Here is a 23593-nt window from a genome sequence, read left to right as displayed (position 1 = left end):
TTTATACCATCAGAAACTGTGGCTTGAGACTATTATAGCGACTGCAATTTTTGTGAATAGTCTTTCTCGGGCTGAGATAGTGCCGATGAATCTATCGATGAACGAGCCGGCAAGGCTCGATGCTTCATGCGCAAAACCACCGCGAATCGTGGTAGAAAGAAAGCATCGTTCACCTACGGCCGTTAGGCTATCTAACTATGACGCTCCGAGTATCGTTGTGAGATCGGCAATGAGATCGGTTGCTGATTCCAGACCGATAGCTAGCCGGATCACGCCGTCACCGGCATAACGGGCATAATCTGCTAACTGTTCTTGATTGAGCGAGTAACTGTTCTGAAGTAGCGGTTGGGTTTTCAGCGCAACGGCTAGTGAGCGTTGATGGCCTAATGAAAAGGCATAATAAAAAACTTTTGCTTTATGAGCGAATGCGTCGGCAACGGCATCTAGGTCATCGACCTGAAAAGTCAGCATCGCGCCCCCTTTGGGAAATATTTTTTGAGCCAGTGCCTTTTGAGGATGGCTGGCTAACCCCGGATAGATCACCCGTTTAACTTTGGGATGTTGTTCCAGCCAACGGGCAACCTGTGCGGCTGTGGCACAAGCTTGCTGCATGCGAAGGGGCAGTGTGTCGATCCCTCGCATAATGAGCCAAGCGTTTTGGGCACTTAATGTTGCGCCAAAATAAGCTCCAGCTCGGGAACGGATCGTCTGGATAAGAGAACGGTGACCGTTGACACAGCCTCCCATCGCATCTCCGTGACCATTCATGAATTTGGTGAGTGAGTGAATCACTAAATCTGCACCTAAAGTGGCCGGTTGACATAAGAGCGGTGTTGCAAATGTTGAATCGACACTAACGAGTATATCTTGCTGATGGGCCCAGTGCGTTAAACGCTGAATATCGGTTAGACGGAGCAGCGGGTTACAGGGGCTTTCAGCATGGATCAGTCGTGTGTTGGGACGGATGGCTCGGGTTACTTCTTCCATATTAGTTAAATTGGCGCAGCTGACTTCAATTCCCCATTCGGGTAATAGTTTCAGAGCCAGTTCGCTAACGCCCGCATAGCAGACATCATTGATCAGCAGATGATCCCCAGCTTTTAGTAATCCTAAGAAGGTGGCGGTGATAGCGGCCATTCCCGAGGCACAGGCAAAACTATCTTCCGTTTGTTCCAACGCCGCTAGTCGTCGTTCTAATTGCCGTACTGTTGGATTCATCCAACTGGCATAGAGATAATCTGTTTGCGTTAGATCGTCGATCTGCTCGGCTGAGAATGCCCCCTGATCGGGTTGAAAGTGATGGTTGATGCTCATGGTGATATCCGGGGCCAGCACCCGGAACGGATGGTTGCGGCTGAGCCCTGCATTCAGAGCGATGGTGTTGGCAGAAAAAGTGGTGTCCGTCATAAAGGTGATATTTATTGTGGTGAATAAGAGTCATTTTAAGTTGGATTTCATCTGCTGATACGGCGTTTTTAGAGTGTGAATGCTGGTTTTTAAGCTATTGATCGGGGAAAATGACCCGATTAGTGCAGTTAAAAGGCCATGCTATGGAATTGGACCGGTTTGATCGTCAATTACTGGCGTTATTGCAGCAAAATTGCAGGTTCAGCAGTGAGCAACTGGCCGAACGTGTCGGGTTATCTGCGTCTGCGGTGCAGCGCCGAACTAAACGGCTACGAGAGCAGGGGATTATTGTGGCTGAGGTTGCGATGGTTGATCCCAACCAGTTACCGCATTTGACTTTCTTAGTCAGCATCGAACTGGAACGGGATAATTATCCGGCTCTGGAGCAGTTTAAGCAGTGGATTAAACACGAGGCCGCGGTCCAACAAGTGTTTTATGTGACGGGCGATGTTGATTTGGTGGCGGTAGTCACGGCCACCGATACTCGGGATTACGATAATTTTAGTGAACGATTGATGGTGGCTAACCCATGTGTGCGACGCATGAATTCACAGTTGGTACTGGATATCCCGAAACAGGGGCTTTATTGGCCGGTTTAACGCCAGCCGATTCGGTATGTTGTGCCAGTACCGTAGCTGTTTTAATAGAGATTGCTTGTGGAAATGAGGTCACAAACAACATCTACCTTGCTGAGATCAGGTGTTGATGGCGATTCCATAATTAGATCTATGTCTTTTCGCTCTATGTTGAGATTATTGGGTCGCCCATAGTACACATGCTGCTCCTAAAAGGGCTGTGCCGCCGATTCGGTTCATATATTGGGGATGAGCTTTCATAAAATGCAGGCTCTTGTTGGCCAATAATGCATAGAACATAACCCATGAAAAATCTAAAGTGGCCATTGTGGGGCACATGATTGCCATTTGTGATAGGAGGGATTGGGTAGGATCAATAAATTGTGGAAAAAAAGCTGTAAAAAATACAATCGCTTTGGGATTTCCCGCAGCGACCAGAAATCCGCTCCAGTACAGTTTGTAGGTCGGGATCGCCTCATCGGTGAGCTTTTGGAGTTGTGGCTGTTTTGAACGACTGAAAAATATCATTTTAATCCCCATATAAAGTAGCGTGGTTATGCCAAACCATTTGATGAGAGTAAAGGCCTGCTCGGAAGTGGAGATCAGAACTCCCAAGCCGACGGCAACTATTACCATTTGTATGAAATTGGCAGAGATATCCCCAAGTGCTGTAAAGAGAGTTTTGGAGATGCCATAGCGCATCGAATGAACCATCCCTAACAAGATACTGGGGCCAGGCATCATGGTTAGGATGAATGATGCTGTAAAAAAGGCGAACCATGTTTCTATGTGCATACTATTTATTTCCTTCGATAAGAGTGATTGTGATGGCCAAGGCGTGGCGCGTTATATCTAGTTTCGGAATATCTTGATAGCATAATCATGAATAAAAAAATAACCTGAAGTTATACTGTGATGATTGAACACTTAGATAGCATTCCGGCGTTGGTTCCTAAACTTCTTCTGCATCTATTAGAGGGAGAAAATCTATCGCAAGCGGCCACATCGCTAGCGGTAAGTCAGCCCGCAGCCAGCAAAGCCATTCGTCGAGCCGAATCTTTGTTGGGGTTTGCGCTTATCAAAAGAGATGCTCGTCCTTTGGAGTTGACTGAAGAAGGGAGGCTGGTGGCTCAGTTTGCTCGACAACGCTTGGAACAAGAGACGATGTTAATCCGACAGCTGCGGATGATCCGAAAAGAGGGAGCCGGCGTTGTAAAAATTGCATCTTTTGGCGCATCGGCTTCGACCCATATGCTACCGCGATTATTTGAGAGCGTTCGTCGAGATTTACCCAAAGTAAGTGTGGGAATTAGTGAGTTTAATGACGATGAAGCACTTCTAGCATTGCGTGAAGGGCGGGTTGATTTCGCTACAATTGTGGATCATGAATATTTAGATTTAGAGATTATTCCGATAGTCACGGACCGACTCGTCGCATTGGTTCATGAGGATGACCCTTTGGCGTTGTTACCTGCGATATCGGTAGCTGACCTTGAAACACGTCACTTCATCTTAACCAAAGGCGGAAGTGAAGCATTGATTCGGGCTTGGTTTTCAACATCGGGAACTCCGTTACAGTTTAAACATACAGCGGTGCAGTTAACTTCTATATTGGCCATGATCCGTTCTGGATTGGGGGTTTCTATCGTAGCTGAACTGGCCGTCCCTGATTTTCACCCTGAGATTCGAGTGCTCCCTTTAACACCCGAATATCCACGACGAATCGGTCTAGCCAGACGCAGTGGCAGTTTTTCATCACATGCCGCACAGCGGCTGTGGCGATATCTGTGTCAGCATCGAGAGTCGCTTTTATCTTAGATAGGGTATCCGTCTGGATGAGTTGGGCCTCATGATCGAGATGGAACCGTCTATAATTTATAGCGTTAGCCATTTTAATTTGAGTTGATGATGGCTATAGCTATCTGAGCGAGCCTTGGGGCGGATCGATAGCAGCGTGTTAAAGCTGCGATTCAAATAGTTATAATGTTCGTAAAAACCGAAAGTAACCTAAATAAGAATCGAATTTTATTATCGGTAACAATCGCTAAACTAGGATGTTATCACTCATAAACGGGAACAGAGAATGCGTGAATTTATCGATCGTTTTTTACGTATGGAAGCCGCTAGTGGCATTTTACTGATTATTGCTGCGCTGGTGGCGTTAGTGATGGCAAACTCTCCGTTACAGAATTTATATGAGCATTTATTCGATACGGTCGTACAAGTTCGAATTGCCGGACTCAATATTGAAAAGCCATTATTGTTATGGGTGAATGATGGGTTAATGGCTATCTTTTTTCTGGTGATTGGCCTTGAAGTCAAACGTGAAATTTTAGAAGGCGCATTATCGAGTCGGGAACAGGCGAGTTTACCGGTATTTGCTGCCTTGGGAGGGATGGTTGTCCCCGCAGTCATCTATCTGTTTTTTAATCATCAGGATCCTGTTTTGCAGTCGGGCTGGGCGATCCCGGCCGCGACGGATATTGCATTTGCACTCGGGGTGATGGCTCTGTTAGGTAAACGAGTTCCGGCGAGTTTAAAGATCTTTTTATTAGCTTTAGCGATCGCAGATGATTTAGGGGTGGTTCTCATTATCGCGTTGTTTTACTCGCATGGGATGTCTTTAACGGCATTAGCTTGGGCGGGGGCTGCGTTAATTGGATTGTTTATTTTAAATCGTCGGGGCTGTAGTTCGCTGACACCTTATATGTTACTGGGCGTCGTGCTGTGGGTTGCGGTTTTAAAATCCGGAGTTCATGCGACCATCGCCGGGGTTTTACTTGGATTTATGATCCCCTTGCGAGTGAAAGGCCATGAGCATTCGCCGTTGCAGCGATTGGAGCATGCACTGCATTCTGTGTCGGGTTATATCATTTTGCCGTTGTTTGCATTTGCCAATGCTGGGATTGGAATTTTAGGAGCTGAGTCGGTCTTTCATGTTTCTTTGTCACTTGGTGTGATGTTGGGATTATTTATTGGTAAACCGGTGGGAATTTTTGTCGCGTGTGTCTTAGCTGTGAAGTTAAAGTTAGCGACGTTACCTAAAGGGATCCGCTGGAATCAGATTTTTGCCACAGCCGTATTGGCGGGTATTGGCTTCACTATGTCGATTTTTATCACATCACTGGCATTTCCGGAACTGCGTGTTTTCGTTGATCAGGCCCGTCTGGCGATTCTAATGGGATCTTTTTTAGCAGCGTGTTGTGGTTATCTTTTATTGCGAATGACAACAGCTCCTGCATGGGGTGTGACCCATGATCAGAAATAGTCCTTGGATGATTTTAATGGAGAAACCGGTATGATAGCGTCTAAATTAGGTGTCATTTTAGCCATTATGGGAGTGAGTGCATCAGCCGTTGCCAATCCCCATAGTCCATATGATTGTCAGAAACAACCGGCACTGTGCCAAGCTTATTTACAAGGGGTTGTGGATAGTCTGAAAGAGTTGAAACAACAGTCGGACATGCAAGATGCCTTTGCCAGTCGGGCTTTAAACTCTCGGGGTGGACAGCGTTATTTATGGGCTCGGGGGCAGTATTGTACTCAGGAAACGTATCGCCATTGGAATAATTGGGCGGATCAGCAGCAATTGTTACCTGAGCAAAAAAAGTGGCTCAGAGACCAATTAGCCGATCTTAATGAATGTCGGTAGGGGATAAATGGCACATTTAAATTACAACCATTTGTATTACTTCTGGATGACCTGTAAACGGGGGTCCGTGACGGCTGCTGCTCAGGCATTGTTTTTAACGCCACAAACGGTGACGGGGCAGATTAAGCTGTTAGAAGAACGCTTAAAAGGGGCTCTGTTTGTGCGTAAGGGGCCCAAAATTACACCGACCGAGTTAGGTCAACTGGTGTTTAAATATGCGGATAAGATGTTTTCTTTAAGCTATGAAATGCTGGATATTGTGAACTATACCGGGCAGGAAAGCTTATTATTTGAAGTCGGTGTCGCCGATGCTTTATCTAAAGGTTTAGCATCGAAGGTCTTGATGTCGGTCATGCCGGATGATGAGCGTATGCAACTGCGCTGTATTGAATCGACCCATGAGATGTTGCTGGAACAGTTAAGTGAACACAAGTTGGATATGATTTTATCTGATTGTGCGCTCGACAGTGATAAGCATGATGCTTTATTTAGTAAATGGTTGGGAGAATGCGGGATTGCTTTTTTCTCCTCGATACATTTTGATAAAACCGATAAGCTGGTCTTCCCGGCATGTTTGGAACAATATCCACTGTTGATCCCATCGCGACGCAGCGCATTAGGGCGCAAACTTTTGGGATGGTTTGAAGAGTTGGGACTAGCCGTTTCTATCATGGGCGAATTTGACGATGCGGCATTGATGACTGCATTTGGGTCGGCGTCTAAGGGGATTTTTGTGGCCCCTGCTATTTATATGGAAGAGATTATGATGGATCAGCGGATCCGTCTATTGGGAATGACCGATGATATCAAAGAGGAGTATTACGTGATTTTCGCTAAGCGAATGATCCAACATCCAGCTGTACAGCGGTTGTGTCAGAGTGATTTTAGTGAACTGTTTTCAGGAATAACCCGGTAGCGATTATGGATAGTTTACAATTAGGAAATGTGGATCAAGCTCTGAGCCTTTTAAAATCGTTGGCGAATAAACATCGGCTTATGATTCTGTGTCATTTAGTCGAAGGAGAATTATCGGTAGGGCAGCTCAATCAGAGTGTGCCTTTGAGTCAGTCTGCGTTGTCGCAACATTTGGCTTGGCTGCGGCGGGAGAATTTGGTTTCAACGCGTAAGGACGCACAAACGATCTACTATCGTTTATATAGTGAGGAAGCTAAATCGGTGTTGCAGTTACTGCACCAGATGTTCTGTGCGAAATAATTCAAGTAGATGTGAACTATTCAGGATTTCAGATATAAAAAAACCGGCGAGTTGCCGGCTTTTTTATTAAAGGCTGAAAAAATTACAGCGCTTTAATTTGAGCATTCAAGCGACTCATATGACGAGCTGCTTTATTTTTGTGGATCAGGCCTTTAGTGGCAGCACGATCCAGAATAGGCTGAGCTGCTTTCAAAGCGCCCTGCGCTGCTTCTTTGTCGCCTGCTGCAATAGCTGCAATTACCTTTTTCAGGTAAGTACGCATCATGGAGCGGCGGCTAGCATTGTGCTTACGGCTTTTTTCAGCTTGGATAGCACGTTTTTTAGCTGACTTGATATTAGCCAAGGTTTACTCCCGAACTCGAATCTCTTTCTTTAAAGGCCGTGGAATATGCCTTTTTTCCCATGTGATGTCAAACAAAATTTAACCAATCGCGTGGATCTGTTATTTCTCATCACGCAAGGTTAAACTTGGGCGCATTCTAACAGCTTCTATCTGTTAAGTCATGATTGTTTCGTGAGGTTATTACAACTTTGAGTAAAAAATTACTGAAATCAGGGGCGATTGTCAGTTCCATGACCCTCATCTCGCGTGTGCTCGGATTAGTTCGGGATGTGGTGGTTGCAAATTTGCTCGGGGCCGGAACGGGAGCGGATGTTTTCTTCTTTGCCAATCGCATCCCTAATTTTTTACGTCGATTATTTGCTGAAGGTGCTTTCGCTCAGGCTTTTATTCCGGTTTTTACTCAATACAAACAGCAAGAAGATGACAGTGAGTTAAGGGCATTAGTGGCTCGGGTCAGCGGTACGCTGGGATTGATTGTGACGCTGGTGACGCTGGTTGGCATTTTAGCATCGCCCGTGGTGGCGATGATTTTTGGAACCGGTTGGTTTTTAGACTGGCTACATGACAAACCGGGCGCGGATAAATTTGAGTTGGCTTCGGTACTGTTAAAAATCACGTTTCCGTATTTATGGTTTATTACTTTTACCGGGATGTCCGGAGCGATACTTAATAGTTTCAATCGCTTTGCCGTGGCTGCATTCACACCGGTATTTTTGAATGTGGCGATTATTGCAGCGGCGATCTTTTTATCCCCACACATGGCGCAGCCTGCTATGGCACTGGCTTGGGGGGTTTTCTTTGGGGGATTGTTACAGTTTAGTTTTCAGCTGCCTTTTTTGTGGCGTTTGGGAATGTTGCGTAGGCCTCGTTGGGGCTGGCATCATGCGGGAGTAACCCAGATCCGCAAACTGATGATCCCAGCGTTGTTCGGGGTTTCTGTTAGTCAGCTGAATTTATTGTTCGATACGTTCATGGCGAGCTTTTTAGTCAGTGGCTCGATCAGCTGGCTATATTATTCAGACCGCTTGCTTGAGTTTCCTCTCGGATTATTTGGGATTGCGATTGCGACCGTGATTTTGCCCAGTTTATCGCAGCGTCATGTCGATCAGGATCCAAAAGCGTTTCGACAGACGATGGATTGGGCCGTGCGGATGATTTGGCTGCTAGGTCTTCCGGCCATGGTCGGGATGATGGTGTTGGCGGGTCCGATGCTGCGCGTATTGTTTATGCGTGGTGAGTTTGATCAAAGTGATGTGTCGCATGCGGCAGCCAGCCTGATTGCGTATATGAGTGGCTTATTATTTTTTATGCTGATTAAGGTATTGGCTCCTGGATATTATGCCCGTCAGGACACGCGTACTCCGGTGCGTTATGGCATTATCGCGATGCTTTCCAATATGTTGTTTAATTTGATTTTGGTGTTGCCTTTTGGTTATGTTGGATTAGCGGCGGCCACGGCTTTTTCGGCGGTGATCAATGCTTCATTGTTGTACTGGGGATTAGCGAAGAGCAATGTGTATCGACTGAGCCGCTTTACGTTACTGTTTATGCTGCGAGTGGTGGTCAGTACAGCGATTATGGCGGTAGCTATGTATGAGGTCTTCCCGCATTGGTCGACATGGATGGTGAGTAGTTGGCACCATAGCGCAATGATGCTCATCGAAGCGATTGGTTTAGCCATTGTTGTTTACCTCGTTTCTCTGGTAGCCTTGGGGGGACGTCTTTCCCACTTGAAAAGCAGTAGTGGGGCTGTATCTGATGACTAAACAGGCTATAATCCAGCGATTTAGCATGGATCATTGATTTAGGTGTAATGAAACTCATCCGTGGCACACATAATATTCCACCATTAAGTGGGGAGCGAGTATTAACAATCGGCAACTTTGATGGTGTTCATCTTGGGCATCAGCAGGTGATTGAACAGTTGTTGGCGCAGTCGCAGCGATTAAATTTAGTGTCGACTGTGATGCTCTTTGAGCCACAACCCATGGAATTTTTTGCTGGAGTTAAAGCACCCGCTCGGATTAGTTCATTCCGCGATAAATATCAGCAACTGGCCGCATTAGGGATCGATGAACTATTGGTAATGCGCTTTGGTCCGCAGTTTGCTCAGATGAGCGCCACCGAATTTGTTAAAGCACTGCTGGTGGATAAACTGCAGGTTCGGCATCTGGTTATCGGTGACGATTTTCGTTTTGGTGCCCAGCGTCGAGGCAATTTTGAGTTATTGCAACAAGCGGGGCAGGATTATGGCTTTGGTGTGCAAAATACGCATTCGTATTGTCTTCAAGGCGAGCGGGTGAGCAGCACGTTGATTCGCCGTGGTTTGGCCAATAATCAGTTTGAAGAGGTTGCCCGCTGGTTGGGACGCCGCTATCAGATCCAAGGCCATGTCGTGCATGGCCAAAAACTGGGCCGACAGTTAGGATTCCCAACGGCTAATTTGCATATGCCCGGTGGGCATAGTTCTTTAAAAGGCGTGTATGCCATGTCTGTCACTTCGGTTGATGGGCAACCGGTGAACTGGCCGGCGGTTGCGAATATTGGACATCGGCCAACGGCCAATGGGCGAGATTTGTTACTTGAAGTCCATGTATTAGATCGAAAAGAAACTCTGTATGGAAGGCGCCTCGTGGTTGAACCACGAATGAAATTAAGAGATGAAGTTAAGTTTGATTCGCTGGATGCACTGCAACGCCAAGTGCATGCGGACATGCAGCGAGCGAGAATATGGTTTGAGAACCAAGATAATTCAACTGGAACTGTGGATCGATGAGCGATTATAAAGATACGTTAAATCTGCCGAGCACTGATTTTCCTATGCGCGGTAACCTGGCACAACGTGAGCCAGCGATGTTAAAACGTTGGCAAGAGAAAGGCCTATATCAGGCTATTCGTGCGGCTAAACAAGGGAAAAAATCATTCATTCTGCATGATGGGCCTCCTTATGCGAATGGTACGTTGCATTTAGGCCATGCGGTTAACAAAATCCTCAAAGATTTCATTATTAAATCCAAAACCTTGTCTGATTTTGATTCCCCTTATATTCCGGGGTGGGATTGTCATGGCTTGCCGATTGAGCTGCAAGTTGAAAAACAAGTCGGCAAACCAGGTCAAAAAGTAACTGCGGCTGAATTTCGTGAAAAATGCCGGGCTTACGCAACCAAACAGATTAACGGTCAGCGTCAGGATTTTATCCGGATGGGCGTCATTGGTGATTGGGAACATCCCTATCGCACCATGGACTATAAAACAGAAGCCAGTACCGTACGGGCTCTGGCTAAAATCGTTGAAAATGGGCATTTGTTGCAAGGCGCGAAGCCGGTTCATTGGTGTCTCGATTGTGGTTCAGCATTGGCTGAAGCTGAAGTTGAATATGAAAATATCGAAAGCCCTGCTATCGATGTGCGCTTTGTGCCGGTTGATGCTGAAAAATTGTGTGCTATGTTTGGCGTAAGTGCGACAGCCGAACCTGTCTCAGTTGTGATCTGGACGACGACCCCTTGGACCATGCCTGCCAATATGGCGGTATCGCTTCATCCTCGTTTGAACTACGTATTAGTTGAAATTCAGGGACCCGAAGGCGTTGAACGTATCGTTTGTGCCGAAGATCTGTGTGAACCGATGATGGCGCGTATTGGTATCAGTGAGTTTAAAGTTTTAGGCTCCTGTGTCGGTCAGAATTTAGAACTTCTTTCGCTGAAACATCCATTTTATGATCGTCAGGTGCCTATTATTTTAGGTGAGCATGTGACGACTGAATCAGGGACGGGGTGTGTCCACACAGCACCTGCGCATGGTCAGGAAGACTACGCTGTCTGCTTGAAATATGATATCGAAGTGTATAATCCGGTGGGCGGTAATGGGGTTTACTTACCGGATACACCGTTATTTGCAGGCCAACATGTCTTTAAAGCCAACACAACGGTCATTGATACTTTGCGTGAACATGGTGCTCTGCTGTATGCCACTAAGATTTTGCATAGTTATCCGCATTGTTGGCGTCATAAAACACCGATTATTTTCCGTGCGACACCGCAGTGGTTTATCGGTATGGATCAAGCCAAGCTGCGAGCTCAGGCTCTGGGTGAGATAGAGAATACTCGCTGGATCCCGGATTGGGGTAAAAACCGGATTCAATCGATGGTTGAACATCGTCCGGACTGGTGTATTTCCCGTCAGCGAACTTGGGGAACTCCAATTGCGCTGTTCGTTGATAAAGACACGAATGAATTGCATCCTCGTAGTGTCGAATTGATGGAAGAAGTGGCGAAGCGTATTGAAAAAGCAGGCATTCAGGCGTGGTTCGATTTAAAACCCGAAGAGCTGTTAGGTGATGAAGCCAGCCGCTATCGGAAAGTGGAAGATACACTAGATGTCTGGTTTGACTCTGGGTCAACTCATTATAGTGTGGTTGGACAGCGTTCTGAGTTTAATGGCAATAGTGCGGATATGTACCTCGAAGGTTCAGATCAACATCGAGGCTGGTTCCAGTCGTCATTGATGATTGCAACAGCGATTAATGGTAAAGCCCCTTATCAACAAGTATTGACGCATGGTTTCACGGTGGATGCTGAAGGGAAAAAATTCTCTAAATCGCTCGGCAATGGTATTGCTCCACAAGATATCTGGAACAAACTTGGGGCTGATATTCTACGGCTGTGGATTGCGTCGACCAACTATACCGCAGAGATGACCGTCTCGGATGAGATTATCAAACGGGCGGCGGATGCGTATCGACGGATCCGAAATACGGCGCGTTTCTTACTGGCGAACCTGAACGGTTTTGAGCCGGCACAACATATGGTCGCCAGTGATGAGATGGTGGCCTTGGATCGTTGGATGGTGCAGCGTGCATTAGCCACCCAACAAGAAATTATTGAAGCATATGATAATTATCAATTCCATGTGGTGTATCAGAAATTGATGCATTTCTGTTCAATTGAGCTGGGTAGTTTCTATCTGGATATCATCAAAGATCGCCAGTATACCGCGAAAGCGGATAGTCAGGCTCGTCGTTCATGTCAGAGTGCGCTGTATCATATCGTTGAAGCCATGACGCGTTGGATTGCGCCTATTTTGAGCTTTACTGCCGATGAGATTTGGCAGCAAATGCCCGGCGAACGGGATGAGTTTGTCTTTACCGGAACCTGGTATGAAGGCTTTGGTATCGATGCCGTTGACGAAGCTGCGGATCAGCATTGGTTTGTGATCCAACAGGTTCGTGACGAAGTGAATAAAGTCCTCGAACAGGCTCGTAATGAGAAACAGATTGCCAGCCCACTTGATGCAAAAGTGACATTGTTTGCCGATGATGCATTAAAAACTCAATTAGATGCGTTGGAAGATGAATTGCGCTTTGTTCTATTGACTTCGGCTACTGCAGTGCAGTCATTGGGCGATGCGAATGCCTCTGCGCAAACTACCGAACTGGATGGTCTAAAAGTATGGGTGAGCAAAGCGAACGGTGAAAAATGTGAACGTTGCTGGCAGCATCGTGAGGATGTGGGCCATCATCATGAGCATCCTACTTTGTGTAGCCGTTGTGTCACGAACGTTGCAGGTGACGGCGAACAGCGGCGTTTCGCCTAAATGATGGGCGCTTCATCTCATTCATTGCGCTGGCTTGGGCTCAGCGCAATCATGTTGATTGTGGATCAATTGACTAAAATTTGGGTGGCTGGATCGTTTACGTTATATCAATCACGTCCGGTTACCTCATTTTTTAATCTGGTTTATGTCCATAATTATGGAGCCGCTTTTAGCTTTTTGAGTCGTCAGGGGGGTTGGCAGCGCTGGCTATTTAGTCTTTTAGCCGTTGCGGTAAGTCTGTTTTTGATCGGGCTATTAAAGCGTATGCGGCGTTCTCAACCATTCACTGCGGCTGGATACGCATTGATTATTAGTGGTGCTTTGGGCAATGTGATTGACCGATTTGTGCATGGCTATGTGATCGATTTTCTGGATTTTTACTGGGATCACTACCACTGGCCTGCTTTTAACATTGCGGATAGTTGTATCTGTGTCGGGGCTGCACTGCTGATTTGGGATAGTTTGACTCAGCCGTCTAAGTCATCGGGAGAGCGATCATGACCATACAGCTTGGCGATCCAGTGACATTGCATTTTGAATTGACGACTGCTGATGGTCGTATTGTGGAATCGACTTGGCAGCGTGAAATGCCTGTGACGATTACTTTGGGAGATGGCCACTTACCGGAATCTTTTGAACAATGTCTACTGGGATTGCATGTGGGTGCGAAAGAACAGTGGCAATTGGCTCCGGAACAGGCCTTTGGTGAGCGGAGCCCAGAACAGATTGTGTATCTGGAACGTTCTGAATTTCCAGCGGATATCGAGTTGGAAGAAGGACTCGTTATGGGATTTACCCAATTGAATGGTGAGGAGATCCCGGGAATTATTCAGTCGATTAATGGCGATTCCGTGACTGTGGATTTGAACCATCCCTTAGCCGGTGAAACGATTTTATTTCGAGTTGAAATATTATCGAGTGATAAACCTGGAACCTGTCAGGAGGTTTAGTGGAAATTATCTTAGCCAATCCCCGGGGATTTTGTGCCGGAGTGGATCGGGCCATCTCTATCGTGGAGCGGGCATTGGAAATTTTTGGGGCACCTATCTATGTGCGCCATGAAGTCGTGCATAACCGTTTCGTGGTCGATGGTTTGCGTCTGCGAGGTGCGATCTTTGTCGATGAGCTTGATGAGGTCCCTGAACAAGCTATTTGTATTTTTAGTGCACATGGGGTAGCCCAGTCCGTGCGTCAGGACGCAAAAGATCGGCAGTTGAAAGTTTTTGATGCAACTTGTCCTCTGGTGACTAAAGTGCATATGGAAGTAACCCGAGCGAGTCGGCGCGGGATTGAATGTGTCTTGATTGGTCATCATGGACATCCCGAAGTGAATGGCACCATGGGTCAATATGATAACCCTGAAGGGGGAATTTATCTGGTTGAAACGGTAACGGATGTAGATAATCTGACTCTGAAAAATCCAGATAATGTTTTTTATTGCACTCAGACGACCCTTTCAGTTGACGATACTTCGGCGGTTATTGACGCTTTACGGCATCACTTCCCTAATATTCAAGGGCCGCGTAAAGACGATATTTGTTACGCGACACAGAATCGTCAGGATGCTGTTTCGCAGCTGGCACAAACAACGGATGTGGTGCTGGTGGTTGGTTCGGCTAATTCTTCGAATTCTAATCGTTTACGGGAAAAAGCTGCCCGCCTTGGCACTCCTGCTTATCTGATTGATAGTTCTGCTGATATTCAATTGGAATGGTTTGAGACGGCGAAGCGAGTTGGTGTCACTGCTGGCGCATCCGCTCCTGAAGTTTTGGTGCAGGATGTTATTGCTCGGCTGTTAGAACTGGGCGGGAAAATTGTCACAGAAGTTTCAGGTCGGGAAGAGAGTATTGCCTTTGAAGTTCCCCCAGAGTTACGCATTATCTAGCGAACTTATTTTTGTCCGTATGATGAGTCTTTGAAACTCAAGCCAGAACCTATTGCAATCCACTAATGATTTAATTATTATTAGTGGATGCGTGTAGATGGATTTAGCTTGATCGAGACGTTGGTCGCATCAGCATTGTTGGCCATTACCCTTGTTTTTACGCTGCAATTGGTACATTTGCAGCGCCTTGAGTTAATTCGGGCATTTCAGTATCAAAAAGCACAACGGCTCTTAGACTCGGCTAAGTCAGTTGTGGAGCTTCTTCAGTTATCGTCATCGGGGGGCGGGCAAGGAATCCCTTCCCAATTATCAAGTCGAAATTGTTCGACGCAATCGAGTCAGGGAAGCTGGCTTCCTATTTGCCAAATGTTAGTTTCCAATCCGAATGACCCTCTGAGTTTGGAACAGTTACAGCTGCAATTTAACCTGCTCCCGGATGCGATTACGATCACGGCGCAATGGATGAATTCAGCGTCGCATCTTCAGTCTGCTTCAGAGAATTTTCTTTCCGTTTCGGTTCCTGTTTATGAATGATCGTCTCAATGTTCGAGGTGCCATGTTACTGGAATGGCTGATCGCAGGCGCTTTGGGAATGTTGATCATTGCGGGAGGTCTGCGTATTTATGTGCAGGTCAATCGTTTTCAATATCAGTTACAACACATTGATGAATTGCAGTTAAGAGCCCAAAGTACGTTACAACTATTGGTTCGAGCGTTCCAAAAAGCAGGATATTGGGGGAATCAAACGGCATTTTCTACAACGAGCCTGGATCGCTCATCGAACTGCCAGTTACCGAATTATCCCCAGAATACTGATGCGAGAACTGATATCGGACTTTACAGTGTTCGTAAAACGGCTTCGATTTCATTGCCTTGTCTTGAGAGTCCAACCCATCCGTTATTGAATAATTCAGATGTCATTGAAATTATTGGATTAGAGGATTCAGTTCAGCATTATTCATCGTTACCTGAAGCCAATGATGGCCCTGTTTATCAACCGGCCAATGTTGTATCGCCGCTGCTGAATAGTGAACGCCGCTATCATCATCAGTGGTTTTTTCTGGTACAGGGCGATGACGGGCCCGCATTACAGATGTTCTATCGAAATAAGAATGGGATTGCAGGGCAGACTACGGGTGTATTGGTTTCTGGAATTGTAGCGCTGCGGATCCGAGCCGCCGTATGCATGCCGGATGGGATCCACTGGCTTGCGAGTGATCAGATGGGGGCCTCGGACTGGTCACAGGTTTTAGCGGTCGATATCGGTTTACTAGTGCGTTCATCTGAACCGGTACCTAGCATACACTCAATGAGTGAGTATGAAATCGCAGGACAGCATATCCATCTATCTGGAGCCGCTCAAAATTATCAATATACAACCGCAGAGCAAATCGTATGGTTATCGGCCTTCGCAATGCAAGTACAGTGTCCCCGGCCACTTCGCGGGGCTTCGTCATGATGATTGTTATGATATTGATCATGCTATTAAGTGTCTTAGCGGCTTCCCTCCTGCTCGATGTCCATGTGCAGCTGCAATCGGTACAGCACTATCGTCGTTCAATACAATCTTGGCAGGCTCTGGAAAATGTAATTGCAGCTGTGGCTCAGCCTTCTACTGTTTTTGAAGTTCGAGAATTGACTCCATATCAGTCTGATATTTCATTAGCCATGATTCCACAATGCTATGCTCGTTGTGCCACTTCACAGCAGTCGTGTTGGTTATGGCGGATCTTGGTACGTGATGAGCAGTATCGCTATATTTCTGTTGGCATTGTACAGCCCGCTTTAACTCAGTTTACGATTCCTGAGTGTCATTTCCGGCAGTTCCGAACCACACGCAATAGGTTGGTATGGTTATTTAAAGGACAGGATCAATGAGACCCACGCTTGGTTTTACCCTGTTAGAGTTATTGATTGTTGTGACTATTATTGGAATTTTATCGGTATTAGCTGCACCCGTGTATCAGCATTTTATGGCTTTAGAACAGCGAAATCAGGCTATTTCTGAACTGTATTTGATCGTCAATAGCATCGATGAATATCAGCTCAATCATCATCAGTATCCTGACAACATTGATGAACTAATCTGGAAAAAACCTCAACAGCTATCGTTTCGTTTTTCTCTGAGTTTGGTTCAGCAACAAGGTCAATCAGGGGTACAAATTTTAGCCGAAGCTTTACCTGATCAAGCGAATGCTGACCCTGATTGTATACAGCTGCAATTGATGTTAACGCCTACAGTGGTGATGACAAATGTGGATCCCTCAACTTTGTGCCAATGAACAACCGGATTGAATCGATGTCGATGAAAGTTGTCCCGCCATATTAATTTTGATATTCCAACTTCGTTGTGCCGTACACATATGGATAGTCTGGTTGGCTCCACTGGCTTGTCCATCCTGATCAAAGCGGATGCTTCTTCGGTTAAATTGAACTTGTGTATCAGCTGCAATGGGAATAACGCCTAGGAGCGTTTCACTCGATTGCATATGGTTGTCATTGTCACTATCTAGAAAAATAGTCAGTTGAGAAGCGGATTGTCGTTGGCAGTTTTGTCGTCTATCTAAAAAACAAATTTTTACTGTTTCGCCATACTCCATGGCCTGCAATCTGGCCCAGCGAAGTGCTTGCACCCAGACTTGCTGAGTTTGCTGAGCATGTTCGGTTGCAATCAGGGGTTTGAATTGAGGAAAAGTAAGCAATAGTACAATGATCGTCAGAGCTAGGGTCACAAACAGTTCAATGAGCGTGAATCCGACTTGCTTCAATGAATGGATGCGGTTTAATCTATTTGTCATAATCAATAGCAGTTGATGTTATGGATAATTTATAGTAATTAATTTACTAAGTGGTCAATGAAAGAATGACGTTATCACATGAGGTGGTAATTCTTGAAATAGGTTCTGTTACTTTCGGAACAGGTAGAGTTCATGGTGAGCTTATTCGGTCTTGGTTGGGAATGAGATGAAATGTAAGGAGTACAAATGAAACAGATTATCGCCGTTATCAAACCATTCAAAATGGATGATGTACGTGAAGCTTTAGCCGATATTGGCATTACAGGGATGACTGTCACAGAAGTGAAAGGCTTCGGGCGTCAAAAAGGGCATACCGAGCTGTATCGTGGTGCTGAATACAAAGTTGATTTCCTACCCAAAGTTAAAATTGAGCTCGTTGTAAATGACGATGATCTAGATCACTGTATTGAAGTGATTTCGAAGACAGCTCAGACCGGTAAAATTGGTGATGGGAAAATTTTTGTTCGTGATATCGAACGGGTAATTCGTATTCGTACTGGTGAAGAAAACGAAGAAGCCATCTAATGATGTTGCTTTTTTCTAGGTCGAATGATCAATAAAGCGAGCAGATGCTCGCTTTATTTTATGCAAAGTCAAGTCAGCCGCGTTGAGCTTGTAACACCTGTTGTGCTTGTTGCTCAAGGTCATGTAATCCTAAGCTGCGATATCCTCGGATCATGACTCGTAATGCGTTATTTTTTTCTGCTGAATTTGGATAATTTTCAATAATTTGTTTGGCCCGGTTAACGGCTGCAATATACGCTTCACGTTTTAAGTAATACTCTGCAATCGCTAAATCATGGCGAGCTAATTTTTCTTGCAAATCGAGCATACGACGCCGGGCATCGGCTGCATAATCGCTATTGGGATAGTGCTGCAGTACCACTTTGAAATCTTTAAATGCCGAGGTAATAAAACTTGGATCTCGTGTCGCTCGATCAATCCCTAATAGAGACTGTGAAAAATTATAATCAGCTGCTTCATTGGTTAGCCCTCGCATATAATAGACATAGGCTAAGGCTGGACTGGTGGGGTTATTGCGAATGAAGCGATCAATATTGGCCAGTGCTTTTTCGGTTTCACTTCGTTTATAGTAAACATAGATAAGTTTAAGCTGGGTTTGATCCGCGTATGGACCAAAAGGATAACGGTTATCTAAAGCTTCTAATGTTGATTCAGCCCCACGATAATCATTAAGCATCAGATTCTTCTGAGCTTCTTGATAAAGCTCGGCTGCAGGTTTATCTGGGACGATTTGTTCATCCTTTTTAGATGAACAACCTGAAAGAAGTGCAATGCACATCGACAGGCCAACAATGATATGACTATAACGCATAAGCAGAATGACTGTTTCCTAGCTAACAATGGCATAAAAGCTAAAGTATCCTTTATGCTTTTGCAAAAGAAAAGCTAAAATAACTAACTTTAATTAAATTGAAGTCTAAATCACAAGTGGTGCTATGAACCAAGAATTAGAATTGCAGGCTGAAGTTGGGGAAGATCTCATTGGCAAACGTCTTGATCAGGCGCTTCCGGTGTTATTCAGTGACTACTCCCGTTCTCGGCTGAAAGAATGGATCCTACAGGGGCGCGTTTATGTCGATGGACATCCCATCATCAAACCGCGAGAAAAGCTCTGTGGCTATGAAACGATCACGGTTCAGGCAGTACTGGAAGATGTCATCGAATGGCAGCCAGAGCCGGTCGAGCTGAATATTGTTTACGAAGATGATGATATTTTGGTGATTAATAAGGCGGCCGATGTTGTTGTTCATCCGGGAGCGGGCAATCACCACGGAACTATCTTAAACGGTTTGCTATATCATTACCCTGAAAGTGCAAAACTGGCACGAGCCGGTATTGTGCATCGTTTAGATAAAGATACGACCGGGTTGATGGTTGTGGCCAAGACCGTTGCGGCTCAGACGCATCTGGTTGAATCACTGCAGGCCCGACAAATTACCCGGGAATATGAAGCGATTGTGATTGGACAGATGACTGCCGGAGGCATGGTGGATGAGCCGATAGGCCGACATAAAACCAAACGAACCCAGATGGCGGTCGATCCCTTTGGTCGACCCGCGGTCACTCATTATCGCGTTGCTGAAAAGTTCCGGGAGCATACCCGGCTCAGATTGCGTTTGGAAACCGGCCGGACTCATCAGATCCGAGTGCATATGGCTCATATTGGTCATCCATTAGTGGGCGATCCGGTGTATGGCGGACGTTTAAAACTGCCGAAAGCGGCCACTCCTGAATTAGTCACAACATTGCAGAATTTTAAGCGACAGGCATTGCATGCGGTTATGCTGCAACTGGAACATCCGATTACCGGTGAGCTCATGCAATGGCACGCAGATATTCCCGATGATATGGTGGCGTTGACGGATATTATCCGCAAGGATAGTGAACTCAATCCTTGGCAGGAGTAGACTCAAGTTATCCATAATTAAGGAGGAAATATGGCAATCTATCCCATAGAAGGCTGTTTCCCGACATCTGTTCGGGCGGTATATACAGATCGTCTCGATGGTGCGAGTCGGCCTCCTTTTGATGCGTTCAATTTAGGAGATCATGTCGGGGACAATCCTCAGCATGTCATCCGTAACCGACAGTCTTTTCAGGAGTGTTTACCGGGAACGCCGTGTTGGCTCAGTCAGGTACATGGAACTCATGTCGTCGATGCCGGACTGGCGAGTCCGGGTATTGAAGCAGATGCTGCATTAGCTCGGGGGCGACATGTACCTTGTGTTGTGATGACTGCTGATTGTTTGCCGGTGTTATTAGCTGATAACAAAGGGCGTTGTGTGGCTGCAATTCATGGTGGATGGCGAGGTTTGGCATCCGGCATTATTGGTAAAACCATTGTGGCGATGCATGTGCCGGCTCAGGATCTGCAAGCTTGGTTGGGGCCGGCGATTGGTCCGTCTTTCTTTCAGGTGGGCCCGGAAGTTCGCTCGGCTTTTGTGGACGTTCTTGCCGAGAGTGAGTCTGCTTTTCAGGCTGACGGTGATAAGTATCTGGCTGATATTAAGCTGTTGGCTGAGTTACAACTCAGACTGTTGGGTGTGAAGCAAATTACCCGACATCCGGGGTGTACTTATGCCGATAGTGAGCATTTCTTTTCATACCGGCGGGATGGGCAAACGGGGCGGATGGCCGCTGCGATTTGGTTGGAATAATTCTTGCCTCCCTATCTTGAATATTGAGCATTCCGCACCCACATATTGAACAGATAAGTTATTTGATCAATTTGTGGAGGCGGTATGCGCTTAGATCGATTTACAAGTAAGTTTCAGTTAGCGATCTCCGATGCTCAATCACTCGCATTGGGGCGTGACCATCAATATATAGAGCCGGTTCATTTGATGGTTGCATTACTTAATCAGGACTCTGGCTCCATTCGCCCCATTTTATTAAATGCAGGCATCGAGAGTAGCGCCTTGCGCTCTCAGCTGACCACTGAACTAGAAAAAATTCCGCAAGTGACTGGGATTGGCGGTGATATTCAATTATCCAATGGCTTGATATCCCTTCTCAATTTATGTGACAAAATTGCCCAGAAACGTAAGGACCGATATATTTCATCGGAAATTTTCTTGTTAGCAGCATTAGATGATAAAGGACCTTTGGGCGAGATCTTGCACGGATTAGGTGCTAAAAAAGATACACTGGAAAAAGCGATTGATAAGGCTCGAGGTGGACAAAAAGTTGATGACCAGAATGCTGAAGATCAACGTCAGGCTTTGGAAAAATTTACCATTGACCTGACCGAACGAGCTGAACAAGGAAAACTGGATCCAGTGATTGGTCGTGATGATGAAATCCGCCGAACCGTGCAGGTGCTGCAACGGCGAACTAAAAATAATCCAGTTTTGATTGGTGAACCCGGGGTTGGTAAAACCGCGATAGCAGAAGGCTTAGCCCAGCGAATTATTAACGGTGAAGTGCCTGAAGGGCTTAAAAACAAGCGCGTATTAGCACTGGATATGGGGAGCCTAGTTGCTGGTGCTAAATACCGTGGGGAGTTTGAAGAACGACTCAAAGCGGTGCTTAATGAGCTTTCTAAAGAAGAAGGTCGGGTCATTCTGTTCATTGATGAACTGCATACCATGGTGGGTGCAGGTAAAGGTGACGGGGCGATGGATGCCGGTAACATGCTAAAACCGGCCTTGGCTCGTGGTGAGCTCCATTGCGTGGGTGCAACGACTCTTGATGAATATCGTCAATATATTGAAAAAGATGCAGCCTTAGAGCGGCGTTTCCAAAAAGTATTAATTGAAGAACCGAATGTTGAAGATACCATTGCGATTTTACGTGGGCTTAAAGAGCGTTACGAATTGCATCACTCGGTAGAAATTACCGATCCGGCTATTGTGGCTGCGGCAACGCTGTCAAATCGTTATATTTCAGATCGACAATTGCCGGATAAAGCAATTGATTTAATCGATGAAGCCGCATCCAGTATCCGGATGCAAATTGACTCAAAACCAGAAGAGTTGGACCGTATCGATCGCCGGATTATTCAGTTGAAACTAGAACAACAGGCGCTGCAAAAAGAAGAAGATGCGGCCAGTCAAGGGCGTCTGGCTAAAATCGAAGAAGAATTGAAAGAGCGGGAACAAAAATCCCGAGAGCTGGAAGAAGTCTGGAAAACGGAAAAAGCAGCCTTGTCCGGGACTCAACATATTAAAGCAGCATTGGAGCAGGCTCGGTTAGATTTAGATGTCGCTCGGCGGGCTGGCGATTTAAATCGCATGTCGGAGTTGCAATATGGTCGGATCCCAGAACTGGAACGGCAGTTGGATTTGGCTTCTCAGGCTGAAATGCAGGATATGACCTTGCTGCGGCATAAAGTTACCGAAGCTGAAATCGCCGAAGTGTTGGCTCGTTGGACCGGTATCCCCGTGAGTCGAATGCTTGAAGGTGAACGCGCTAAATTATTGCGGATGGAAGAAGAGCTTCATCACCGTGTCATTGGACAACAAGAAGCGATTAAAGCAGTTTCAGATGCGATTCGACGTAGCCGGGCGGGATTAGCCGATCCGCATCGGCCGATTGGTTCATTTCTATTTCTTGGTCCAACTGGGGTTGGTAAAACTGAGCTGTGTAAATCGTTGGCTGAATTTTTGTTCGATACCGAAGATGCGATGGTGCGGATCGATATGTCCGAATTTATGGAAAAACATTCCGTGGCTCGACTGATTGGTGCGCCTCCGGGATATGTCGGTTACGAAGAAGGCGGTTATTTGACTGAAGCCGTTCGTCGTCGACCTTATTCAGTGATTTTGCTGGATGAAGTCGAAAAAGCGCATAGCGATGTGTTTAATATCCTATTGCAGGTGCTTGATGATGGCCGTTTGACGGATGGTCAAGGGCGTACCGTTGATTTTCGTAACTGTGTAGTCATTATGACTTCAAATTTGGGGTCCGACATTATTCAAGAAGGCTATAGTGAGTCGAATTATCAACAGATGAAATCGGTGATTATGGAGGTGCTGACCACACACTTCCGACCAGAATTTTTGAACCGTATCGACGAAACTGTAGTTTTCCATCCTTTAGGGCAGGAACATATTCGTCAAATTGCGAAAATTCAGGTCGATCAGTTATTGCCTCGATTGACTGAGCAGGGTTTCGATGTCTCGGTGACCGATGAAGCTTTAGATCGACTGGCTGAAGCTGGATTTGATCCGGTGTATGGTGCAAGGCCGTTGAAACGAGCCTTGCAGCAGCAATTGGCGAATCCATTAGCGGAGGCTCTACTGGCTGGAAGAATTGTTCCGGATAAACCCCTTAAAATTGGCGTAGTTAATGGTGAAATTTGTCCAGTACAAAGTTAACCGTTCCGTGTCTTACCAGAAAGCGAGCATTAGCTCGCTTTCTTTTTTATATCCCATATCGATTGCTTAAATAGGGCGCATAAAAATAATTCTGCTTGAGACGACGTTTTCATCAAAACTTTGCACTCAATTTGTATAAAAAGAGTACGATAATGGATAGATTGGTTGAAAAATAGTCGAACAGTTCAAATGTTTTTAAAAAAGCCAAAAAAAAGGTTGCGCAAAAAAATGGGGTCCCTATAATGCACCACCACTGACACGGCACACCGCCTCAAACGGTCAC

25 protein-coding genes are annotated in these 23593 nt (G+C 46.0%); 20 read left to right on the top strand and 5 right to left on the bottom strand.

Annotated elements, in window-relative coordinates:
- Window positions 1-195: 195 nt before the first annotated feature.
- On the bottom strand, window positions 196-1407 hold the full coding sequence (locus ABUE20_RS17685) for a trans-sulfuration enzyme family protein (RefSeq protein WP_408621282.1): 1212 nt from the start codon (window positions 1405-1407) through the stop codon (window positions 196-198).
- Window positions 1408-1517: 110 nt separating this feature from the next.
- Here ABUE20_RS17685 and ABUE20_RS17680 point away from each other — a divergent pair, with 110 nt between their 5' ends.
- Window positions 1518-2006 (top strand): Lrp/AsnC family transcriptional regulator, encoded by a 489-nt coding sequence (locus ABUE20_RS17680; RefSeq protein WP_408621281.1) that lies wholly within the window; start codon window positions 1518-1520, stop codon window positions 2004-2006.
- Between the two features lie 153 nt (window positions 2007-2159).
- Here ABUE20_RS17680 and ABUE20_RS17675 read toward each other — a convergent pair whose 3' ends face one another.
- Entirely contained in the window at window positions 2160-2777 is a 618-nt protein-coding gene (locus ABUE20_RS17675) for a LysE family translocator (RefSeq protein ID WP_408621280.1), read from the bottom strand.
- A gap of 120 nt (window positions 2778-2897) precedes the next feature.
- Here ABUE20_RS17675 and ABUE20_RS17670 point away from each other — a divergent pair, with 120 nt between their 5' ends.
- From ABUE20_RS17670 to ABUE20_RS17650, 5 genes are all read left to right on the top strand, one after another.
- Window positions 2898-3800 carry a LysR family transcriptional regulator gene (locus ABUE20_RS17670; RefSeq protein ID WP_408621321.1) on the top strand — a complete coding sequence of 301 codons (903 nt, stop codon included), beginning with the start codon at window positions 2898-2900 and terminating at the stop codon, window positions 3798-3800.
- A 265-nt stretch (window positions 3801-4065) separates the two neighbouring features.
- Window positions 4066-5250, top strand: coding sequence for a Na+/H+ antiporter NhaA (nhaA, locus tag ABUE20_RS17665; RefSeq protein WP_408621279.1), 1185 nt, complete (start codon window positions 4066-4068; stop codon window positions 5248-5250).
- Window positions 5251-5280: 30 nt separating this feature from the next.
- Complete coding sequence (locus tag ABUE20_RS17660; protein WP_408621278.1) at window positions 5281-5634, top strand: hypothetical protein; 354 nt, start codon at window positions 5281-5283, stop codon at window positions 5632-5634.
- 7 nt (window positions 5635-5641) lie between these two features.
- Window positions 5642-6550: a transcriptional activator NhaR gene (nhaR, locus tag ABUE20_RS17655; protein ID WP_408621277.1), complete on the top strand. Its 909-nt coding sequence runs from the start codon at window positions 5642-5644 to the stop codon at window positions 6548-6550.
- A 5-nt stretch (window positions 6551-6555) separates the two neighbouring features.
- Entirely contained in the window at window positions 6556-6849 is a 294-nt protein-coding gene (locus ABUE20_RS17650) for an ArsR/SmtB family transcription factor (protein WP_408621276.1), read from the top strand.
- Between the two features lie 82 nt (window positions 6850-6931).
- Here the strand turns inward: ABUE20_RS17650 and rpsT are convergent, their stop codons facing one another.
- Window positions 6932-7192, bottom strand: a complete 261-nt coding sequence (gene rpsT / locus ABUE20_RS17645; protein ID WP_408621275.1) for a 30S ribosomal protein S20 — start codon at window positions 7190-7192, stop codon at window positions 6932-6934.
- A 188-nt stretch (window positions 7193-7380) separates the two neighbouring features.
- On the opposite strand from rpsT, the gene murJ reads away from it, so the two are divergent.
- From murJ to ABUE20_RS17595, 10 genes are all read left to right on the top strand, one after another.
- Window positions 7381-8958 (top strand): murein biosynthesis integral membrane protein MurJ, encoded by a 1578-nt coding sequence (murJ, locus tag ABUE20_RS17640; RefSeq protein ID WP_408621274.1) that lies wholly within the window; start codon window positions 7381-7383, stop codon window positions 8956-8958.
- Between the two features lie 47 nt (window positions 8959-9005).
- Window positions 9006-9968 carry a bifunctional riboflavin kinase/FAD synthetase gene (ribF, locus tag ABUE20_RS17635; RefSeq protein WP_408621273.1) on the top strand — a complete coding sequence of 321 codons (963 nt, stop codon included), beginning with the start codon at window positions 9006-9008 and terminating at the stop codon, window positions 9966-9968.
- On the top strand, window positions 9965-12784 hold the full coding sequence (ileS, locus tag ABUE20_RS17630; protein ID WP_408621272.1) for an isoleucine--tRNA ligase: 2820 nt from the start codon (window positions 9965-9967) through the stop codon (window positions 12782-12784). The genes ribF and ileS overlap by 4 nt, the downstream gene beginning before the upstream one ends.
- Window positions 12785-13285: a signal peptidase II gene (lspA, locus tag ABUE20_RS17625; protein WP_408621271.1), complete on the top strand. Its 501-nt coding sequence runs from the start codon at window positions 12785-12787 to the stop codon at window positions 13283-13285.
- Window positions 13282-13734 (top strand): FKBP-type peptidyl-prolyl cis-trans isomerase, encoded by a 453-nt coding sequence (gene fkpB / locus ABUE20_RS17620; protein WP_408621270.1) that lies wholly within the window; start codon window positions 13282-13284, stop codon window positions 13732-13734. Before lspA ends, fkpB begins: the two co-directional genes overlap by 4 nt.
- Window positions 13734-14669: a 4-hydroxy-3-methylbut-2-enyl diphosphate reductase gene (ispH, locus tag ABUE20_RS17615; RefSeq protein ID WP_408621269.1), complete on the top strand. Its 936-nt coding sequence runs from the start codon at window positions 13734-13736 to the stop codon at window positions 14667-14669. Before fkpB ends, ispH begins: the two co-directional genes overlap by 1 nt.
- 87 nt (window positions 14670-14756) lie before the next feature.
- Entirely contained in the window at window positions 14757-15203 is a 447-nt protein-coding gene (locus ABUE20_RS17610; protein ID WP_408621268.1) for a prepilin-type N-terminal cleavage/methylation domain-containing protein, read from the top strand.
- Window positions 15196-16128 (top strand): PilW family protein, encoded by a 933-nt coding sequence (locus ABUE20_RS17605; RefSeq protein WP_408621267.1) that lies wholly within the window; start codon window positions 15196-15198, stop codon window positions 16126-16128. The genes ABUE20_RS17610 and ABUE20_RS17605 overlap by 8 nt, the downstream gene beginning before the upstream one ends.
- The gene (locus ABUE20_RS17600) at window positions 16125-16547 is read left to right on the top strand and encodes a hypothetical protein (RefSeq protein ID WP_408621266.1); all 423 of its coding nucleotides are present in this window, start codon (window positions 16125-16127) and stop codon (window positions 16545-16547) included. The genes ABUE20_RS17605 and ABUE20_RS17600 overlap by 4 nt, the downstream gene beginning before the upstream one ends.
- Window positions 16544-16951 carry a type IV pilin protein gene (locus ABUE20_RS17595; protein WP_408621265.1) on the top strand — a complete coding sequence of 136 codons (408 nt, stop codon included), beginning with the start codon at window positions 16544-16546 and terminating at the stop codon, window positions 16949-16951. Before ABUE20_RS17600 ends, ABUE20_RS17595 begins: the two co-directional genes overlap by 4 nt.
- Here the strand turns inward: ABUE20_RS17595 and ABUE20_RS17590 are convergent.
- Window positions 16934-17467 carry a GspH/FimT family pseudopilin gene (locus tag ABUE20_RS17590; RefSeq protein WP_408621264.1) on the bottom strand — a complete coding sequence of 178 codons (534 nt, stop codon included), beginning with the start codon at window positions 17465-17467 and terminating at the stop codon, window positions 16934-16936. The genes ABUE20_RS17595 and ABUE20_RS17590 overlap by 18 nt on opposite strands.
- Window positions 17468-17653: 186 nt before the next feature.
- Between ABUE20_RS17590 and ABUE20_RS17585 the strand changes: the two genes are divergently transcribed.
- Window positions 17654-17992, top strand: coding sequence for a P-II family nitrogen regulator (locus tag ABUE20_RS17585; protein ID WP_408621263.1), 339 nt, complete (start codon window positions 17654-17656; stop codon window positions 17990-17992).
- 73 nt (window positions 17993-18065) lie between these two features.
- Here ABUE20_RS17585 and bamD read toward each other — a convergent pair whose 3' ends face one another.
- Entirely contained in the window at window positions 18066-18803 is a 738-nt protein-coding gene (gene bamD / locus ABUE20_RS17580) for an outer membrane protein assembly factor BamD (RefSeq protein ID WP_408621262.1), read from the bottom strand.
- Window positions 18804-18927: 124 nt separating this feature from the next.
- Here bamD and rluD point away from each other — a divergent pair, with 124 nt between their 5' ends.
- The 3 genes from rluD to clpB all read left to right on the top strand — a co-directional run bounded on the left by rluD (window position 18928) and on the right by clpB (window position 23310).
- Window positions 18928-19899, top strand: coding sequence for a 23S rRNA pseudouridine(1911/1915/1917) synthase RluD (rluD, locus tag ABUE20_RS17575; protein ID WP_408621261.1), 972 nt, complete (start codon window positions 18928-18930; stop codon window positions 19897-19899).
- A 30-nt stretch (window positions 19900-19929) separates the two neighbouring features.
- On the top strand, window positions 19930-20649 hold the full coding sequence (gene pgeF / locus ABUE20_RS17570; protein ID WP_408621260.1) for a peptidoglycan editing factor PgeF: 720 nt from the start codon (window positions 19930-19932) through the stop codon (window positions 20647-20649).
- A gap of 84 nt (window positions 20650-20733) precedes the next feature.
- Window positions 20734-23310, top strand: a complete 2577-nt coding sequence (gene clpB, locus ABUE20_RS17565; RefSeq protein ID WP_408621259.1) for an ATP-dependent chaperone ClpB — start codon at window positions 20734-20736, stop codon at window positions 23308-23310.
- Window positions 23311-23593: the final 283 nt, after the last annotated feature.

Origin of the sequence: Celerinatantimonas marina (assembly GCF_046054165.1) — a bacterium.
Taxonomy (GTDB): Bacteria; Pseudomonadota; Gammaproteobacteria; order Enterobacterales; family Celerinatantimonadaceae; genus Celerinatantimonas.
Note: the sequence above shows the minus strand (reverse complement) of the source record. Positions and strands in the feature narration are given on the sequence as shown.

Bases quoted from the DNA above. Each gene is read 5' to 3' on its own strand.
- ABUE20_RS17685 (WP_408621282.1), bottom strand. From the start codon at position 1,407: ATGACGGACACCACTTTTTCTGCCAACACCATCGCTCTGAATGCAGGG.
- ABUE20_RS17680 (WP_408621281.1), top strand. From the start codon at position 1,518: ATGACCCGATTAGTGCAGTTAAAAGGCCATGCTATGGAATTGGACCGG.
- ABUE20_RS17675 (WP_408621280.1), bottom strand. From the start codon at position 2,777: ATGCACATAGAAACATGGTTCGCCTTTTTTACAGCATCATTCATCCTA.
- ABUE20_RS17670 (WP_408621321.1), top strand. From the start codon at position 2,898: ATGATTGAACACTTAGATAGCATTCCGGCGTTGGTTCCTAAACTTCTT.
- nhaA (WP_408621279.1), top strand. From the start codon at position 4,066: ATGCGTGAATTTATCGATCGTTTTTTACGTATGGAAGCCGCTAGTGGC.
- ABUE20_RS17660 (WP_408621278.1), top strand. From the start codon at position 5,281: ATGATAGCGTCTAAATTAGGTGTCATTTTAGCCATTATGGGAGTGAGT.
- nhaR (WP_408621277.1), top strand. From the start codon at position 5,642: ATGGCACATTTAAATTACAACCATTTGTATTACTTCTGGATGACCTGT.
- ABUE20_RS17650 (WP_408621276.1), top strand. From the start codon at position 6,556: ATGGATAGTTTACAATTAGGAAATGTGGATCAAGCTCTGAGCCTTTTA.
- ribF (WP_408621273.1), top strand. From the start codon at position 9,006: ATGAAACTCATCCGTGGCACACATAATATTCCACCATTAAGTGGGGAG.
- ileS (WP_408621272.1), top strand. From the start codon at position 9,965: ATGAGCGATTATAAAGATACGTTAAATCTGCCGAGCACTGATTTTCCT.
- lspA (WP_408621271.1), top strand. From the start codon at position 12,785: ATGATGGGCGCTTCATCTCATTCATTGCGCTGGCTTGGGCTCAGCGCA.
- fkpB (WP_408621270.1), top strand. From the start codon at position 13,282: ATGACCATACAGCTTGGCGATCCAGTGACATTGCATTTTGAATTGACG.
- ABUE20_RS17610 (WP_408621268.1), top strand. From the start codon at position 14,757: ATGCGTGTAGATGGATTTAGCTTGATCGAGACGTTGGTCGCATCAGCA.
- ABUE20_RS17605 (WP_408621267.1), top strand. From the start codon at position 15,196: ATGAATGATCGTCTCAATGTTCGAGGTGCCATGTTACTGGAATGGCTG.
- ABUE20_RS17600 (WP_408621266.1), top strand. From the start codon at position 16,125: ATGATGATTGTTATGATATTGATCATGCTATTAAGTGTCTTAGCGGCT.
- ABUE20_RS17595 (WP_408621265.1), top strand. From the start codon at position 16,544: ATGAGACCCACGCTTGGTTTTACCCTGTTAGAGTTATTGATTGTTGTG.
- ABUE20_RS17590 (WP_408621264.1), bottom strand. From the start codon at position 17,467: ATGACAAATAGATTAAACCGCATCCATTCATTGAAGCAAGTCGGATTC.
- ABUE20_RS17585 (WP_408621263.1), top strand. From the start codon at position 17,654: ATGAAACAGATTATCGCCGTTATCAAACCATTCAAAATGGATGATGTA.
- bamD (WP_408621262.1), bottom strand. From the start codon at position 18,803: ATGCGTTATAGTCATATCATTGTTGGCCTGTCGATGTGCATTGCACTT.
- rluD (WP_408621261.1), top strand. From the start codon at position 18,928: ATGAACCAAGAATTAGAATTGCAGGCTGAAGTTGGGGAAGATCTCATT.
- pgeF (WP_408621260.1), top strand. From the start codon at position 19,930: ATGGCAATCTATCCCATAGAAGGCTGTTTCCCGACATCTGTTCGGGCG.
- clpB (WP_408621259.1), top strand. From the start codon at position 20,734: ATGCGCTTAGATCGATTTACAAGTAAGTTTCAGTTAGCGATCTCCGAT.